Origin of the sequence: Thermomicrobium sp. 4228-Ro (assembly GCF_026241205.1) — a bacterium.
Taxonomy (GTDB): domain Bacteria; phylum Chloroflexota; class Chloroflexia; order Thermomicrobiales; family Thermomicrobiaceae; genus Thermomicrobium.
Genome location: NZ_JAPFQM010000001.1, coordinates 556,476 through 572,784 on the forward strand (window position 1 = coordinate 556,476; position 16,309 = coordinate 572,784).

At 64.5% G+C, this 16,309-nt stretch carries 17 protein-coding genes; 4 read left to right on the forward strand and 13 right to left on the reverse strand.

What is annotated here, in order from left to right:
• The first annotated feature begins 87 nt into the window (after nucleotides 1–87).
• Nucleotides 88–1,296: a DUF362 domain-containing protein gene (locus tag OO015_RS02830; RefSeq protein ID WP_265939581.1), complete on the forward strand. Its 1,209-nt coding sequence runs from the start codon at nucleotides 88–90 to the stop codon at nucleotides 1,294–1,296.
• Here the strand turns inward: OO015_RS02830 and OO015_RS02835 are convergent.
• The 5 genes from OO015_RS02835 to OO015_RS02855 all read right to left on the reverse strand — a co-directional run bounded on the left by OO015_RS02835 (nucleotide 1,262) and on the right by OO015_RS02855 (nucleotide 5,240).
• Nucleotides 1,262–1,489, reverse strand: coding sequence for a hypothetical protein (locus OO015_RS02835; RefSeq protein WP_265939583.1), 228 nt, complete (start codon nucleotides 1,487–1,489; stop codon nucleotides 1,262–1,264). The genes OO015_RS02830 and OO015_RS02835 overlap by 35 nt on opposite strands.
• 388 nt (nucleotides 1,490–1,877) lie before the next feature.
• Nucleotides 1,878–2,633: a lysophospholipid acyltransferase family protein gene (locus OO015_RS02840; protein ID WP_265939585.1), complete on the reverse strand. Its 756-nt coding sequence runs from the start codon at nucleotides 2,631–2,633 to the stop codon at nucleotides 1,878–1,880.
• Nucleotides 2,590–3,333: a (d)CMP kinase gene (gene cmk, locus OO015_RS02845; protein WP_265941010.1), complete on the reverse strand. Its 744-nt coding sequence runs from the start codon at nucleotides 3,331–3,333 to the stop codon at nucleotides 2,590–2,592. Before cmk ends, OO015_RS02840 begins: the two co-directional genes overlap by 44 nt.
• Nucleotides 3,260–4,096 carry a pseudouridine synthase gene (locus OO015_RS02850; RefSeq protein WP_265939587.1) on the reverse strand — a complete coding sequence of 279 codons (837 nt, stop codon included), beginning with the start codon at nucleotides 4,094–4,096 and terminating at the stop codon, nucleotides 3,260–3,262. Before OO015_RS02850 ends, cmk begins: the two co-directional genes overlap by 74 nt.
• Nucleotides 4,097–4,103: 7 nt before the next feature.
• Complete coding sequence (locus OO015_RS02855) at nucleotides 4,104–5,240, reverse strand: D-alanyl-D-alanine carboxypeptidase family protein (RefSeq protein ID WP_265939589.1); 1,137 nt, start codon at nucleotides 5,238–5,240, stop codon at nucleotides 4,104–4,106.
• Between the two features lie 66 nt (nucleotides 5,241–5,306).
• On the opposite strand from OO015_RS02855, the gene hisC reads away from it, so the two are divergent.
• Both hisC and hisB read left to right on the forward strand, forming a co-directional pair.
• Nucleotides 5,307–6,392 (forward strand): histidinol-phosphate transaminase, encoded by a 1,086-nt coding sequence (gene hisC / locus OO015_RS02860; RefSeq protein WP_265939591.1) that lies wholly within the window; start codon nucleotides 5,307–5,309, stop codon nucleotides 6,390–6,392.
• Nucleotides 6,393–6,408: 16 nt separating this feature from the next.
• A complete protein-coding gene (hisB, locus tag OO015_RS02865; RefSeq protein ID WP_265939593.1) occupies nucleotides 6,409–7,017 on the forward strand; it encodes an imidazoleglycerol-phosphate dehydratase HisB in 609 nt (202 codons plus the stop codon).
• Nucleotides 7,018–7,023: 6 nt separating this feature from the next.
• Here the strand turns inward: hisB and rph are convergent, their stop codons facing one another.
• The 8 genes from rph to OO015_RS02905 all read right to left on the reverse strand — a co-directional run bounded on the left by rph (nucleotide 7,024) and on the right by OO015_RS02905 (nucleotide 14,400).
• Nucleotides 7,024–7,755, reverse strand: coding sequence for a ribonuclease PH (rph, locus tag OO015_RS02870; protein ID WP_265939596.1), 732 nt, complete (start codon nucleotides 7,753–7,755; stop codon nucleotides 7,024–7,026).
• Complete coding sequence (locus OO015_RS02875; protein ID WP_416236564.1) at nucleotides 7,752–9,110, reverse strand: replication-associated recombination protein A; 1,359 nt, start codon at nucleotides 9,108–9,110, stop codon at nucleotides 7,752–7,754. Before OO015_RS02875 ends, rph begins: the two co-directional genes overlap by 4 nt.
• Nucleotides 9,111–9,116: 6 nt before the next feature.
• Complete coding sequence (locus OO015_RS02880) at nucleotides 9,117–9,398, reverse strand: hypothetical protein (protein ID WP_265939600.1); 282 nt, start codon at nucleotides 9,396–9,398, stop codon at nucleotides 9,117–9,119.
• Nucleotides 9,395–10,249: a hypothetical protein gene (locus OO015_RS02885; protein WP_265939602.1), complete on the reverse strand. Its 855-nt coding sequence runs from the start codon at nucleotides 10,247–10,249 to the stop codon at nucleotides 9,395–9,397. Before OO015_RS02885 ends, OO015_RS02880 begins: the two co-directional genes overlap by 4 nt.
• An 18-nt stretch (nucleotides 10,250–10,267) precedes the next feature.
• Entirely contained in the window at nucleotides 10,268–11,527 is a 1,260-nt protein-coding gene (locus OO015_RS02890; RefSeq protein ID WP_265939604.1) for an MGDG synthase family glycosyltransferase, read from the reverse strand.
• Between the two features lie 116 nt (nucleotides 11,528–11,643).
• Nucleotides 11,644–12,267 carry an L-threonylcarbamoyladenylate synthase gene (locus tag OO015_RS02895; RefSeq protein ID WP_265939607.1) on the reverse strand — a complete coding sequence of 208 codons (624 nt, stop codon included), beginning with the start codon at nucleotides 12,265–12,267 and terminating at the stop codon, nucleotides 11,644–11,646.
• Nucleotides 12,268–12,270: 3 nt separating this feature from the next.
• Nucleotides 12,271–14,127, reverse strand: a complete 1,857-nt coding sequence (gene uvrC, locus OO015_RS02900) for an excinuclease ABC subunit UvrC (protein ID WP_265939609.1) — start codon at nucleotides 14,125–14,127, stop codon at nucleotides 12,271–12,273.
• 18 nt (nucleotides 14,128–14,145) lie between these two features.
• Nucleotides 14,146–14,400: a zf-TFIIB domain-containing protein gene (locus OO015_RS02905; protein WP_265939611.1), complete on the reverse strand. Its 255-nt coding sequence runs from the start codon at nucleotides 14,398–14,400 to the stop codon at nucleotides 14,146–14,148.
• 403 nt (nucleotides 14,401–14,803) lie between these two features.
• Between OO015_RS02905 and ligM the strand changes: the two genes are divergently transcribed.
• The gene (gene ligM, locus OO015_RS02910; RefSeq protein WP_265939613.1) at nucleotides 14,804–16,210 is read left to right on the forward strand and encodes a vanillate/3-O-methylgallate O-demethylase; all 1,407 of its coding nucleotides are present in this window, start codon (nucleotides 14,804–14,806) and stop codon (nucleotides 16,208–16,210) included.
• Nucleotides 16,211–16,309 lie beyond the last annotated feature (99 nt).

The window sequence follows — 16,309 nt, forward strand, 5'->3', positions numbered from 1 at the left end:
GGTGTACGGACAAGGCCTGTTCTGTCGACCGGGACGAATGGGCGACCCTGTGCTAGCATCGAACCGGACATGACCAGGAGGCGAGCGATGAGCGCATTCCCGGGCAAAGGAAAAGTCGCTGTCGTCCGTACGACACCGCAGACGGTTCTGGCCGATATCGGCCGCGCCATGCTGATGGCCGGCTATCGCGAGGCACTGCCGCGCGACCGCGATACGATCCTCAAGATCAACATCACCTGGGACACGTGGTACCCTGGCTGCTCGACGACGCCGTGGCAACTCGAAGGCGTGATCCGTCGGCTGAAAGCCGACGGCTATGGGCATCTGATCGCAGCGCACAACCGCACGGTCGTCGTCGACGCCTACAAGGGCGAGCGGAACAACAAGCACAAGTACGTCGTCGACAAGTACGGCGTGGAGAACGTCCATCTCTACGAGCCGCACGTCGAGTGGGTTCCTTATGAGCCGAAGGGGGAACTCCTCGTTCTCCACAAGATCTTTCCGGAGGGGATCCGCATACCGAAACTCTTCATCGGTCGGAACATCATCCATCTGCCCACGGTCAAGACGCACGTCTTCACGACGATCACCGGCGCCATGAAGAACGCCTTCGGAGGGCTTCTCAACGAGCGCCGTCACTGGACGCACGCAGTCATCCACGAGACACTGGTCGATCTCCTGACGATCCAGCAGGAGATCCATCCAGGCGTCTTCGCCGTCATGGACGGCACGTTCGCCGGTGACGGACCAGGCCCGCGCGCCATGCGTCCGCACGAGAAAGACATCATCCTCGCGAGCGCCGATCAGGTGGCGATCGATGCGATCAGTGCCAAGCTCCAGGGCTTCGACCCGCTTTCCATCCCGTTCATCCGCATCGCGCACGAGCGTGGGCTCGGGGTGGGCGATCCGCGCGAGATCGAGATCGTCGGCGAAGATATCTCCAACGAGTCCTGGGGCTTCATCGCCGGCGACACCTTCGCGAGCCGTGGCCAGAAACTGATCTACCACGGCCCACTCAAGCCGTTCGAGAACCTGCTCCTGCGATCGCCGCTCGTCCCCTGGTCGTACGTCGCCTCGAACGTCTATCACAACGTCTACTGGTATCCGGTTCACGGACGACGCCGAGTGAAGGAGGCGCTCCGCACCAAGTGGGGACAGCTCTTCCTCAGCTACGACGACGGGAAGGTCGTCCTGCCTGGACCGGACCCAGTGGGCACAGCGATCGTCGCGGGCAGCCTCGCAGCACTCCTGGCCGGCACACTCACCGCAGCACGCTGGTGGCGCCGCCATCGCTAGGCACTCGAACGACCGGCAAACCGAGCAGACGGGCTGCCGCAGCGACCCGATCGTCCGGCCCATCCGGTACCACTGCGAGCGTTCCCTCGGGAAGCCGGACGATGTGGACGACGATCCGAAACCCCGCCTTGGCGATACCGCGAGCCGAGGCGACATTGGGGGGCGTCGTAGCCGATCCAGAAACGCTCTCCATCCCCCTCGAGTCGTAGGATGGCCTGGAGGAGACGCAGGTAGATACCCCGGCCTCGCCACTCCGGCACGGTGAAGAGGTCGCAAAGGTAGCGCTCGCCTGGAGGCACCCGGAACGACAGCCCGAGCGCACCGATTTCGGGTTCCCGCGTCGCGACCCAACCGAGAGCCACCGGCTCGCTCCCGAGGCGTGCGACGTACGGGCGATATCCCGCGCGCCGTCGTCGGGCCAGCTCCTCGGGCTCGTACCCACCGACACGCTCCAGCCATACGTCGCGTCCCGGCTCGACCCGCATGGCCGCGAGCGGTGGAAGAGGTAGCAAGGGATCACCACACCACCGAGCACACGAAAGACCGAGAACGACCGTCGATACTCCCAGGTTGGGCCGTCATCAGGAAGGCAGACCAGCGTGGGAAGTGGGTGCAACGGGCTCCTTCCGAGACGCGCAACGCTCCCGGTACAAGCCGCGATACGGTTCGGGGAGAAGCCGGGCGATCGCGAGCATGACGTCGTCGGCCAGTTCCTCCGGGGTTCGCTCGCGCCCCTCGGCGTCCCGCACGGTAACCTGAATCGGTGCCCCGATCCGCACGGTAACGCGTGGCCAGCCCCGCAACGGCTTACGTCCCTTGGCCCCGTTGAACGGCAACACCTCCGTACCCCAGATCGCGACTGGGATGACCGGTACGTCGGGGTTTCGGCGGATCAGCAAGCCGACGCCAGGATGCGGCGCTTGCAGTGTCCCGGTTCGGCTGCGCGTTCCTTCCGGGAAGATGCCGACCAGCATCCCCTCACGGAGCAGCTTCTCGGCATGCCGCAAAGCCTGGCGATCCGGACGCCCGCGATCGACCGGGAAAGCACCCGACTGGCGCACGAACCAGCGTATCACCGGGATACTGAACAGTTCCTTCTTGGCCATGAACAGGACCGGCCGTGTGAACGCCGCGATGATCAGCACCGGATCGGCATTGTGCAGGTGATTCGCTGCGACGATCGCCGGACCGATCCGCGGGACATGCTCGAGCCCCTCGATCCGGAAGCGGATCAGCAGACGCAACAGCGGCACCACGAAGACGCGTGCCGTCAAGAAAATCAACGTTTTGAGCTTACGGCGACGGGACAGTCGCCACGCGAGAGGAATCGGCTCCATGGTCCGCACACTCGCATCGCTCGCGCACGATCGCGAGCACCGACTCCACAACGTCTTCGATCGATCGTCCATCCGTTTCGACGATCACCGCGTCCTCGGCTGGACGCATCGGCGCGACGGCTCGGGTCGCATCGCGGAGGTCACGTTCAGCCAGCTCGGCGATGATGGCCTCGAGTGGTTGCACGATCCCCCGACGAGCGAGTTCACGCTGACGACGCCGGGCCCGTTCCTCGAGCGAGGCATGCAACCAGATCTTGACGGGAGCATCCGGCATCACCACCGTACCGATATCCCGTCCGGCCATCACCACGCGCCCGTCCCGAGCGATCTCGCGTTGGATCCGGAGCAGTGCCCGGCGGACCTCCGGATGCGCTGAGACAACCGATGCGAGACGATCGATTTCCGGCGTCCGAATCGCCCAGGTGATGTCCCGGCCATCGAGCCGGACGTCGTACAGGCGTCCATCCGCGACGGACGGCGGGCCGACGCGAAGCGAAAGGGATCGAGCCAGTTCGACCAAGCGATCGGCGTCATCCGGCGACACACCACGCTCGGAAGCGACGAGTGCGAGCGTTCGGTAGACGACGCCGGTATCGAAGTAGAGTGCCCCGAGCCGCCGTGCGACCTCAGCGCCGACGGTACTTTTGCCCGAGCCGGCCGGGCCGTCGATCGCGACCACGAAGCTGCACGGTTCTGCCACGGTCAAGCTCCCGCTCCTTCGTCTTCACCCCAGCAGGAGTTTCCGACAATCCGACTGCCCGCCGCAAGGCCGCCAGCTCTTCCGGCGTCAAATCGCGCCATTGTCCGGGAGGAAGGTTCCCGAGCCGGAGTGGACCGACCCGGACGCGATGCAAGCGCAGCACCGGGTAGCCGACCCGCTCGAAGACGCGTCGGATGATCCGGTTGCGCCCTTCGTGAATCACCACGCGGTAGACTGTGCCTTCCGGCTCGGTTCGGATCGCTTCGAGCCGTCGGATCTGAACCGGTCGACCGTCGACCGGCACACCGCGCCGCAGAGCCTCTTCGACCTCCGGGGGCGGGAAGCCGTCCACGAGAACCTCGTATTCTTTCTCGAGTTCGTACCGCGGGTGCGTGATCCGATAGATGAGATCACCGTCGTTCGTCAGCAGGAGAAGCCCGGACGAATCACGGTCGAGACGACCGACAGGGACGACGCGCTCGGGCACCTGCACGAGGTCGAGCACCGTCCTGCGTCCGTACTCGTCGACAGTCGTCGTGATGTACCCGACCGGCTTGTGCAGCATGATGTACCGCAGCGGCTCCGGGCGCACCGGTTCACCGTCGACGCGGATCTCCTGCCGTTCCGGGTCGACTTTCGTCCCGAGTTCGCGAACCACGACCCCATCCACGGTCACGCGACCAGCGAGGATCAACTGCTCGGCCTTGCGGCGCGAGGCGATTCCGTATGCTGCAAGAACCCGCTGCAAGCGCTGCTCGGCCATCGCCCACTCACCCGCGTACTCGCCCCTCGGTCTGGTATCGCAGGTCGATCAGCGGCGACACGACCAGATCGACGGTTCCGAAACGCAATCGTACCCTACCTCGCACCCGCGCCGCTGATGGTGCTTCCGCGATCTCGAGCTGCAGGTGATCGAGTTGGTCAGCCGGTGCGAGAACCGTCGGTGCGAGCGCCGGCACGATTCCCCGTTCAGCCAGTGCTGCTAGTTGGGGAAACGATGCGCCATCCAGCGTTATCCAGCGGAAACGTGCATCCATCCAGTCGAGGATCGCCTGTACGTCACCATACCGGTCGACACTCCCCAGCACCACGACTAGGACCGTATCGTGACCGCGCCGCACACCCAAGACGAGACATTGGCCGGCTGCTGGACTCGTGCCGGTCTTGACACCGACCACGTCCGGCGTACCAGCCAGCTGGTTCGTGTTCAGCAGAACTAGCTGCCGGGCATTCGGTCCCTCGACAGTGATCTCCCACGTTGTGGCAGCCACGATCGAGGCCAGCGCCGGATCGGCGAGCAGGTGGGCAGCTGCGATCGCCAGGTCGCGTGCCGTCGTAACCTGCCCAGGAACATCTCGGCCATCTGGAGTGAGGAAGTGGGAATGCCGGAGGCCGAGGCGCACCGCCTCCTGGTTCATCGCCGTCACGAAGGCATCGAGCGGGGAATCGGAAGCTGGGGAGACTCGTTCCCCAGTGACGCGGGCGAGCGCCTGGGCAGCATCGCCTGCTGAAGCGACGAGCAGTGCCGCCAAGAGATCGTGCACAGTCAGTCGATCACCCGGTAGCAACCCCGCGTGGCTGTAGATCGCCGGATCGACTAGATCCTGTTCGCGAATGGTCACCCACTCGTCCAGGGCGAGAAAGCGCCGCACGGTCAACGCCGTGATGATCTTCGTCGTGCTCGCTGGTGGCAACGGATCGTCTGCATCGACACTCAAGAGTTCCGCGCCGGCAGTGATATCGACGACCAAGACGGCGCGCGCCGAAATTGCAGGAAGCGTCGCGACCTCGCTGTCCGCTGGCTCGCCGATGGAGCGTTCCGACCACACGACAGCACGGGCCGGGGCGCTCGACAGGACGACGAATATCAGCAACACGACGAGGAGCGGCAGTTGCCTGCAACACACTTGGCACACCGATCGTCACTCACGGTACGCTTTTCGCCAGGCACGATGACACCGCAGGGGGTGATCGTGGAAACGCAGAGGAGACTTCGTGCGACCGTCGAGAACACCATCGAGTATCTTCCCGTCGAAAGTTTGGAAACGATCGCTGAGCGATTGGGCGTCCCACCGGAACAGGTCGCGAAGCTCGATGCGAACGAGAACCCGTACGGCCCTCCGCCAACAGTCATCGCCGCACTCGCGACACTGAGCGATCTGCATCTCTACCCCGACCCCGATCAGCGACGAGCACGCCGCGCCCTGGCTGAGTACACCGGCGCTCCGTTCGACCGGATCCTCCTCGGCAACGGTTCCGATGAGCTGATCGATCTCCTCCTGCTCGCTGTCGTGGAACCAGGCGACGACGTCATCGTTCCCGTTCCCAGCTTCGGTGTCTACCTGTCCCGGCCACCGCTCTTCGGTGCTCGTGTGGTCACCGTACCACGAACCGAGACGTTCACACTGGATCTCGCAGCGATCGAACAGGCCATCACACCCCGCACGAAACTCATCTTCCTCGCCTCGCCGAACAATCCGACCGGGAACCTCGTCACCCCCCATGAACTCGAGCGCTTGGTCCGAACTGGCGTCCTCCTCGTCGTCGACGAAGCCTACTATGAGTTCGCAGGCACGACACTGCAAGCCTTCACCGATCGGTACGACAACGTGATCGTGCTCCGGACATTCAGCAAGTGGGCTGGACTCGCCGGCCTCCGCATCGGGTACGGCATTTTCCCACCGCACATCGCACGCGCGCTGTGGCGCGTCAAGCAACCGTTCAACGTGAGCGTCGCCGCGCAAGCAGCTGTCGAGGCCGCTCTGGCGGACCGCGAGTGGCTGATGGAGCGCGTCGAACGGATCCGGCGCGAGCGCGAGCGTCTCTACGCTGCCCTCCTGCGGTATCCGTTCCTCCGCCCCTATCCTTCGGAAGCGAACTTCATTCTCTGCCGCGTGCACGATGGTCGCGCCCACGAGTTGCATGCGCACTTCCTGCGGGCAGCGATCGTCGTGCGACGGTACGACGATGAATGGCTCCGCGATGATCTCCGGATCACGGTCGGCACGCCGGAACACGTGAATCGCATTCTGGAAGCACTGGATACCTTTCCCGCATGACGTCGGAGGACGAGCGATGAACGGGGCGCGTGTCGCGAAAATCGAACGCACGACCGCCGAGACAACAGTGACTGTCGAAATCGCGCTCGATGGCTCGGGGCAAGCCAGCGTCGACACTGGTATCGGTGCGCTCGATCACTTTCTCACCCTCTTCGCGCGCCACGGGTGCTTCGACCTAACCGTCCGGGCCCGCGGTGACTTGCACGTCGACGGACACCACACGGTCGAAGACGTTGCGATCTGCCTGGGCCAGGCGGTGCGCCGGGCTCTCGGCGACTGGCGTGGCATCCGCCGCATGGCCGATGCAGCGGTACCGATGGACGAGGCGCTCGCACACGTCGCGCTCGACTGTAGTGGGCGCGGCCTCTTCATTCACCGTGATCCGTTCCCACCGGGATCGGTCGGCCAGCTCGAATGCGACCTCGCGCGCCACTTCCTCGAAACGCTCGCCCGCGAGGCACGCATCACGATCCATCTCGTGACCCTGTACGGGCAGAATGCTCACCACCAGCTCGAGGCGATCTTCAAGGCCCTCGGCCGGGCACTCGACCGGGCAACACAACTCGACCCCCGTATCGCTGATCGGTTACCGAGCACGAAAGAGCATCTGGAGGTCGAAAGCTGACTCGCGTTACGGAAGCTGAAGCGCGCGCCGCTGAGCGACCATCAGCTCGCTGATGCCGCGTTCAGCCAGTTCGAGTAAGCGATCGAGGATGTCCCGGCCGAAGGGCTGTCCCTCAGCAGTTCCCTGGAGTTCGACGAATTCGCCGCGGTCGGTCATCACGACGTTCATATCGACCTCGGCCCGGCTATCTTCGGCGTATTCGAGATCGAGCCGCGGCTCGCCCGCGACGATGCCGACGCTCACCGCCGCGACTTGCCGCACGATCGGCAGCGCCGGCAGTTGTTCGGCTTCCACGAGCCGACGGACAGCCAGATAGAGCGCGACCCATCCACCGGTGACCGCTGCTGTACGGGTACCGCCATCAGCACGGATCACGTCACAGTCGATGATGATCGTCCGCTCACCAAGCGCAGTGAGGTCGGCGGCAGCGCGCAAGGAGCGGCCGATCAATCGTTGGACTTCCGCCGTTCGGCCTCCTGGACCGGCACGCTCGCGCGGGATCCGCTCCCGGCCGCTCCGGGGAAGCATGCCGTACTCGGCGGTGATCCACCCCTGTCCGGTGCCGGCGAGGAAACCTGGCACGCGTTCCTCGACGGTCGCCGCGCACAGGACGTGCGTGTTGCCGAGCATGATCAGCGCCGAGCCTTCGGCATACGGAATGTAATCGGGAACGATTTCCACTGGCCGGAGCTCGTCGTTCGCCCGATTCTGCCGGACCGGCACCTCGATCGTATTCACGGTCGCTCCTCATCCGCTCCAGATCGTTCCCCTGGCTCGTTCCGTCGCGCCCGGATCGCCGCCAAACGCTCCCGCACGCGCGCCTCCCAACCGCGCTCCGTCGGCTCATAGTATCGCCGGCCACGCAAGCGCGGTGGCAGATATTCCTGTCGCCCGATCCCATCTGGCTCATCGTGCGGGTACCGGTAACCGGCACCCCAGCCCAGCTGGCGCAACAGCGCAGTCGGCGCATTGCGGAGGTGCAACGGCACTGGATCGTTGCGCGTCTCGGCTACGTCCCGCCGTGCCGCCTCGTAGGCGCGATAGAGCGCGTTCGACTTGGGTGCGAGAGCGAGGTAGACGGCTGCCTGCGCGAGAGCCAGTGCACCTTCCGGTAGACCGACCACATGGACTGCCTGTTGCGCAGCGACGGCGACGACGAGCGCATGCGGATCGGCCAATCCGATGTCTTCGCTCGCCGCGCGAACCAATCGCCGGGCGATGAACAACGGATCCTCCCCGTTCTCGAGCATCCGGGCGAGCCAGTAGAGTGCTGCATCCGGGTCGGATCCACGAATCGCCTTGTGCAGTGCTGAAATCGTATCGTAGTGGACATCACCAACACGGTCATAGACCGTTGCGCGACGCATCGCTGCCTGGCGAACAATATCCACTGTGACTCGTCCTCGGCGCGCGCCGGTCACAGCGAGCTCGAGCGTGTTCAAGGCCATGCGCGCGTCACCGTTCGCCAGGTTCACGATCGCTTCGAGTGCTTCGGGTTCGACTTCGACTGCGAGCCCACCGAGACCGCGCTCGGTGTCAGTCAACGCTCGCTCGAGCAGCGACCGGATCGCCTCGTCGGAGAGCGGCTCAAGCACCACCACGCGGCAACGCGAGAGGAGCGGCGCGTTTACCTCGAACGACGGATTCTCGGTCGTCGCGCCGATCAATACGATCGTCCCGTCCTCGACGGCCGGAAGCAACGCATCCTGTTGGGCACGGTTGAACCGATGGATCTCGTCGATGAAGACGATCGTACGCTGCCCGAGCTGACCCAGGCGCTCCCGAGCCTCGTGTACTGCGCGGCGGACGTCCGCGACGGTCGCCGTGACAGCTGAGAGGGGAACGAACGCAGCCCGGGTCTGTTCGGCGATAACCCGAGCGATCGTCGTCTTCCCACAGCCCGGAGGTCCCCAGAGGATGAGCGAGACGAGGCGATCCTCTTCGATCATCCCGCGGAGCAATGCCCCGGGCCCGAGCAGGTGCGTTTGCCCGACGATCTCGTCCAGTGTCCGGGGACGCATCCGCTCGGCGAGCGGTGCGAAACGCTGTTGGAGCTCGCGCTCACGAGCCGAGAAGAGGCTTTCCATAGGCATCCGTCGTCAGTTTGGACCAAGCCATCCGGTATCCGGGGCGCCTGGTTCGTCGATGTGGCGTTCCAGCATCTCGAGTTCTCGCTGGACATCCTCAGTAGTTCGAACACCGCGCCGCAAGAGTTCGCCGACGATTTCTCGGAGTTCCTCGGTGCCGGGCTCCGTCGCGAGGGCGGCCTGCAACGCGTCGAGCGTCTCGAGACTGCGCTCCTTGAGTTCCTCGAGCACCTCCTCGAGGGCGTCCAGCCGCAACAGCAGTTCGTACAGGTCGCCTTCCTGGGAATCGTTCACGGCCCACCTCGCGTGCGCAGCATACCCCAAATGATAACCGCCAGCGCCAGACAGGCCATCGCCCCGTACTCCAGCACGGTACGCCAGCTCGAGGTGCGCTCGATTCTGGCGAGTATCAGCCCAGCGACGACATGGAAGACCGCGAGGAGCGCTGCACCACCGAGCCATCCCGTTGCGGGCCAGTAGTTCAGAACCCAGGTCGCTTCCGCGAGGACGAGCCCACCGACCATCGCATACAGAACGCGACGATCGAGCTGCACGTCAGCCGCCTCGGTCAGCTGCAGGAACAGGACACCTGCGATCAGGAACATCGCTGTCGCCGAATACAAGCTGCGAAGTTTGTGGATATAAATCATCGCGAACGCAATGAACGCCAATCCGTACAGCAACAACGTATGCGTCACCCGCCCGAAGATCCGCACACGTTGCTCCACGCTGTACAGCGCCAGACGCGCCAGTTCCCCGACCAAGAGCGCGATGAAACCGAACAGCACCACGACGAGTCCGGCGAGCGCGGAATGGTAGGCACTCAGGATGAGCGCTCCCGCCGCTAGCGTCGCGAACGGTAATCCCCAGCTCGTCGGCCATTCTGGAACCGGCTCGTAGCGGACCCCCCGGCGGGGAGCAGTCATGGTCGCGATCTGCGGCATCGGATCGAGCACCTGAAAGACGACTGCACCGACGAGACACACGATGATCGCTGCGACCCAGAACAGCCTCCCCTGTTCCGTCAAAAGTGGAACCAGGCCGACCGGAGGCTGGAGACGATAGGCGAGCACAGCGAGGAGCGCGAGCAAACCGGCAACCAGTAGACTCGCGAGTGTGAGACGCGTGGCGATGGGCCGCATCATCGCACGTGTCGCCTTGCCTCAGCTGTTCTGCTCCGGCTGTCCCGTGAACATGACCGCACCTCGCGCACACTCAGCTGCCTCGGGTCTCGCCAGGAGCGACACGATCGCGTGCGCTGCCGGTACTGCATTCGCCTCGACGCACGGTTGCGCGAGCCGAACACGTCCGGCAGCCGCGTCCTGGAGTACCTGCCGCAACTCGCCCGCGTCGCGGATCCAACGCGCCGCGTGCGCTCGCTCCATAGTGCGGGCATTCAGGACTCCATGTCCAGCGATCGGGCGATAGATCAGAATCGGCAAACCTCGCGCGATGGCTTCCAGGCACGTCAGTCCACCGGCATTCTGCACTAAGCAATCAGCCGCAGCCATGAGTTGCGGCAAGGTATCGGTCCAGCCAAGTACGCGCACCTTCGGATTACCGCTGTACTGTCGTTGCAGACGACGCGCCAGGTGCTCGTTCTTGCCACACACGACGATCGTGCGCACGTCGCACACAGCGACATCGTGCACGATGGCTTCGACATAGCCGATACCCCAGGCCCCTGCCACGATCAGCGTGACGAACTCGTCCGGCTGCAAACCCAAACGCTCACGGGCTTGCAGCCGGTCGATCGGTTCTCGAAAAGCAGGACGGGCGAGCGGTTCCATCACCAGAACCGAGCCAGTCGCATCCTCAACTTGCGCAGCAGAGACTGACGACGGCACGAGGTGTAGGTCGATACCAGGAGCCGTCCAGAGCCGATGAACACCGAAGTCGGTGACGACCGCTACGGTCGGAACAGTGAGCCGCCGCTGTTCCCGGAGGGTACCGAGTGCCTGCGTCACGAGCGGATAGGTTGAGACAACAACATCCGGCCTGAGCTCTATGCACAGCCGCTCGAACGCATCAGCAGCCAGTATGCTGTAGAGGCTGCGCCAGAACCGTGTCCACTCGCGGCGGTGCGACAAGCTGAACTGCCAATCGTAGAGCCACGGAGCGTAACGCAGCTGGAGAGGATACGACCAGGCGAAGTACCGGCTCACGAGCGGCGTGGCGAACGCAAAACCATCCAGGACCGTCACGCGGCACCCGAGTGCCTCGAGATCCTGGCGGAGAACAGCCGCAGCAGCATTATGTCCCCCACCGATCGAAGCCGAGAGAATCAACACGTGGGGTCGTTCCCTCGGAAAATGGAACGACCGCATCAGGTGCTGAAGCCGCCGAGACTGGCGCTGTCGCTGGGTCAGTCCACCCGCCGCGAGCGCTCCTGCCGCACCGATCAACAGCCACTCTCCCAACACCGGTTCGTACCGCCCGTCCTCATTCGATACGTAACCACCGCCGAGAGTGTCCTCTCTGAATGCACAACACGTCAATGCTGCCGAACCGCTCCGAGCACCGGCAGCGTGACAACTCGTCACGATTCACGGAGAGCCTGCTCGATGAGCGCCGGGTCCAGTACCCCCCGACGCAAGACGCAGATCTTCCCGCCTTCCAGCGCAACGACAGTGGACGGAATGCCACCCGGTGTTCTCCCTCCGTCCACGTACAAGTCGACCGCCTCGCCGAGCGCAGCGATCGCTTCCTCGACCGTACATGCTTCACGCTCACCGGAGCGATTCGCCGACGTCGTCGCCACCGCTCCTCCTGCCGCCCGGATGATCGCGAGCGCCACCGGGTGGTCCGGCATACGCAACCCAACTGCGCCGGTATCGCGGACGATCTCGACCGGGAGCCAGGGCTGGGCTGGCACGACGACCGTCAGCGCGCCCGGCCAGAACCGGCGGGCCAGTCGCCAGACCGCCTCGTTCACCTCGCTGGCCAACCGCTCGAGCTGATCGAGATCGGCAATCAACACCGGTATCGGCCGGTCCAACGGTCGACCCTTCGCGACGTACAAGCGGGCGACCGCATCGGGCCGGTCGACAGCCGCCCCGACGCCGTAGACCGTATCGGTCGGGAAAACGACCAATCCTCCCTCGCGCAGCACGCGAGCAGCTTCGTCGATCGCGATCGCATCGTGGGCCGCGATCACTCGCACCGTTCATGCCCCTCCCAGTTCCATTTTGATCCGCTCCGCGAGCGTCCGACTGATACCGGGCACAGCTGCGATCTCCTCGACGCTCGCTTGCCGGATACCCTCGACCGAGCCGAAGCGACGGAGCAGCTCCCGCCGCCGGCGCGGTCCCACGCCGGGGATGTCGTCCAGGAGCGAGTGCAGGGTCGATCGCGTTCGCCGCGAGCGATGGAAGGTCACCGCGAACCGGTGCGCCTCGTCTCGGATACGCTGGACCAGGAAGAGCGCTTGCGAATCCCGCGGCAACACGATCGGCTCGCTCCGGCCAGGCACGTACAGCTCCTCGTGTTCCTTGGCCAGCGCCGCGATCGGGAGATCCAGTCCCAGTGCGGTGAGCGCCTCGCGCGCTGCGTTGAGCTGCCCCTTCCCACCGTCGATCAAGACTAGATCGGGAAGTGTCTGCCAGGCTTCGGTCTGCTCGGTAGCCAGCGCACGCCGGTACCGCCGCAGCACTACCTCCCGAATGGCTGCGAAGTCGTCTTGCCCTTCGACCGTCTTGATCTGGAACTTCCGATAGTCGCTCTTCTTCGGCTTGCCGTGCTCGAAGACGACCATGCTGGCGACCACGTTCGTGCCCTGCAGCTGCGAGACATCGAAGCACTCGATACGCCGGGGCAGGCGATCGAGACCGAGCGCATCCGCCAGTTCCTCGAGCGCGAGCGTCGTCCGCTGCTCGTCGTTCAGCCAGCGAACACGGTATTGCTCGAGGTTCTGCTGGGCACTCTTCGCGATCATGTCCACGAGTTCGCGGCGGAGTCCTTCGACCGCGACGCTCAATCGTACTGGCTCACCTCGCCGCTCGGTCAGGAACGCGACGATCGTATCGGACTCGTCGAGTGGGTGCTGCAGAACCAGTTCCGGCGGAACGCTCGAAGCTTGTGCGTAGTACTGCTGCACGAACGAGGTCAGAATCGCACTCGGCGGATCATCGACCCGTGCACCGGCCATGAGATAGTGCTCCGAGCCGAGCAGCTTCCCGTTGCGCACGAAGCCGATCTGGACGCAAGCATCGCCACCAGCACTCTGCGCCACGGCCAGCACATCGAACGATTCGTCGCTCCCGGTCACGATCTTCTGCTGCTGGAGGACCTGTTCGATCGCTCGCAACTCGTCGCGCAGACGGGCAGCCCGCTCGAATTCCAGGCGCTCCGCCGCTGCTTCCATCTCGGTTCGCAGACGCGCGACCACGTCATCAGCACGCCCCTCCAGGAAGAGCACAACATTGTCGATGACTTGGCGGTACTCTTCCCCCGAGACTGCACCGATACAGGGACCGACGCAGCGGCCGATGTGGTAGTAGAGGCAGGGACGCGCGGCGTTCCCGGTGATCTCGATATCGCAGGCCCGGTAGGGGAAGAGTCGCTTCAGGAGATCGAGCGTGCGATGGACCGCTCCCGCGCTCGGGTACGGACCGAAGTATCGGCTCCCATCCTGAACCACGCGACGCGTCGCAATGACTCGGGGGAACGGTTCGTTGGTGATCCGGATGAACGGGTACGTTTTGTCGTCCCGCAACATGATGTTGTAGCGCGGCCGATACCGCTTGATCAGCTCGTTTTCGAGGATGAGCGCTTCGGTCGGCGTATCGGTCCGGATCACTTCGAAATCCGCGATGTGCTGGACGAGCTCGCGCGTCTTGGCATCCATCCCAGTCTGCGAGCCGAAGTACGAGCGCAGCCGGTTCCGGAGGGAACTCGCCTTCCCGACGTAGATCACCTTCCCCTGAGCATCCTTCATGAGATACACGCCCGGAGCTGGCTCGATCGCTGCCAGGCGGGCCCGGAGCATGTCCAGCCGGTGGGTTGTCGCTCGCTGTCCGCTCATGAGCCGTACCAGTCTCGATCAGTCGAAATCGAGGAGCTCCTCCAGGAAGTGACGCAGCTTTTTCTTTCGCTGTTTGCGCGGATAGGCGGGGCCGGAATCATCGTCCCAGTCAGGTGGACGACGGTAGTAGGCACCCTCGGCACGAATCAGCTGTTCCAGCTCGCCACGGTCGAGAAACACGCCGCCACATTCCTCGCATCGTTCGAAGACGACATGGTGACGTTCCACTGTACGCATTCGACCGAGACACTTGGGACAGACCAGATCCGCCATTCGTAACTCCCGGCCCATCGCTCCACGTCACGGATGAGCATACCATTGCTCTCGCCATCCTTCCGTCGACCGCGGACGCCCCCAAAGGGGAAACGATCGCCCCGACACAGCGGCATAGGCCAAGTCGGTGTCCTCTCGCGGCCCCTCGCCGAGCTGCCCGTCCACTTACGCGTCGCACCAGCCTGGCAGGATCGCGTGCACCCCGTTCAACAATACAGAACGCCCTACTTGCCGCATTATGCCTAAAGGGCTACACTGCGCAGTGGCACGGGGAGCGACTCCAGGGGAGCGCTGTCCGGAACGGACCGGAGCTACCGTCGGCGGTGGCGTTCAGGGATACCGGCCACGTTCCCCTTATCCGCGTGCAGTGAGTCGTTGCTGGATGCACAGGGAGGCAGGTTCTATGTCCAACGGTACAGCAAAAAATCTCCAGCAGATCCTGGACCAGGTTCCCAACATTCAGGAGTACCTGTACAACAACCAGACGGGTGCACGGGTCTATCCGGTCGTGCCCCCCGAGTTCACCAACTGGCGCGACGAGCAGCACGCCTGGCGCGAGACCGTCTGCCTCTTCGACCTCTCCTACCACATGACCGACCTCTTCCTCCGCGGCCCCGACGCCTTCGCCCTCCTGCGCCAGCTCGGCATCAACTCCTTCGAGGGATTCGAGCCCGGCCAGGCCAAGCAGTACGTGCCTGTCTCCCCCGAGGGGTACGTGATCGGTGACGTCATCCTGTTCTACCTCGAGGACGGCACGTTCCAGCTGGTCGGCCGCCCCTCGGTGCACAACTGGGTGCAGTTCCATGCCGAGACGAGCGGGGCCAACGTCACCGACGAGCGCGACGAGTGGTCGGTCGCCGATCCCCACAAGCCACGCAAGACCTTCCGCTTCCAGATCCAGGGGCCCAACGCCCCCAAGGTCCTGGAGAAGCTGCTCGGCGGCCCACCCCCGGAGATCCCCTTCTTCCACTTCACCCGCGTCCAGATCGCGGGTAAAACCGTCGGACTCCTCCACCACGGCATGAGCGGTGTCTCCGGCGCCGAGTTCTTCGGTGACTTCGCCGACGGCCCCGCCGTCAAGGCCGCCATCCTCGAGGCCGGTAAGGAGTTCGGCATCCGCCACGTGGGAAGCCGCGCATACGCGACCAATACGCTCGAGTCGGGCTGGATTCCGAACCCGCTGCCGGCGATCTACACCAGCCCGGAGCTGCAGCGGTACCGCGAGTGGCTGCCAGCCAACGCCTACGAGGCGGTCGGCTCACTGGGTGGAAGCTTCGTCAGCCCCAACATCGAGGACTACTACCTCACGCCGTGGGATCTGGGGTATGGGCGCCTCATCAAGTTCGACCACGACTTCGTTGGGCGGGCTGCGCTGGAACGGCTGAAGGACCAGCCGCACCGCAAGAAGGTGACGCTGGTCTGGGATCCGGACGAGGCAGCGCGGGTGCTCTCCAGCCTGGTCACCAAGCCCAAGGGGCAGCGCTACAAGTACTTCGACCTGCCGCTGGCCCAGTACGCCACCTGGATGTACGACGCGGTCCTCAACGATGCCGGTGAGGTCGTCGGGTTCGCCATGTTCACCGGCTTCAGCTCGAACGAAGAGCGTGTTCTCGCGCTCGGCATGGTGAAGCCTGAGTACGCCAAGGAAGGCACGCGGCTCCGCATCGTGTGGGGTGAGCCGAACGGTGGGTCACGCAAGCCCTCGGTGGAGCGGCACGTGCAGACCGACGTGTGGGTCACCGTCGGCCCCGTGCCGTACGCCGAGCCTGCCCGCCGCTACCGCGAGCAGGTGGCGAAGGCGCGCAAGTAGCACCACGAGAACGGATACCCCAGATCCGAGGGACTTCCCGGTAACCGGGAAGTCCCTCGCTGTTCTCGGCGGGCTGGCACGGAACCCATTGTGTCCGTA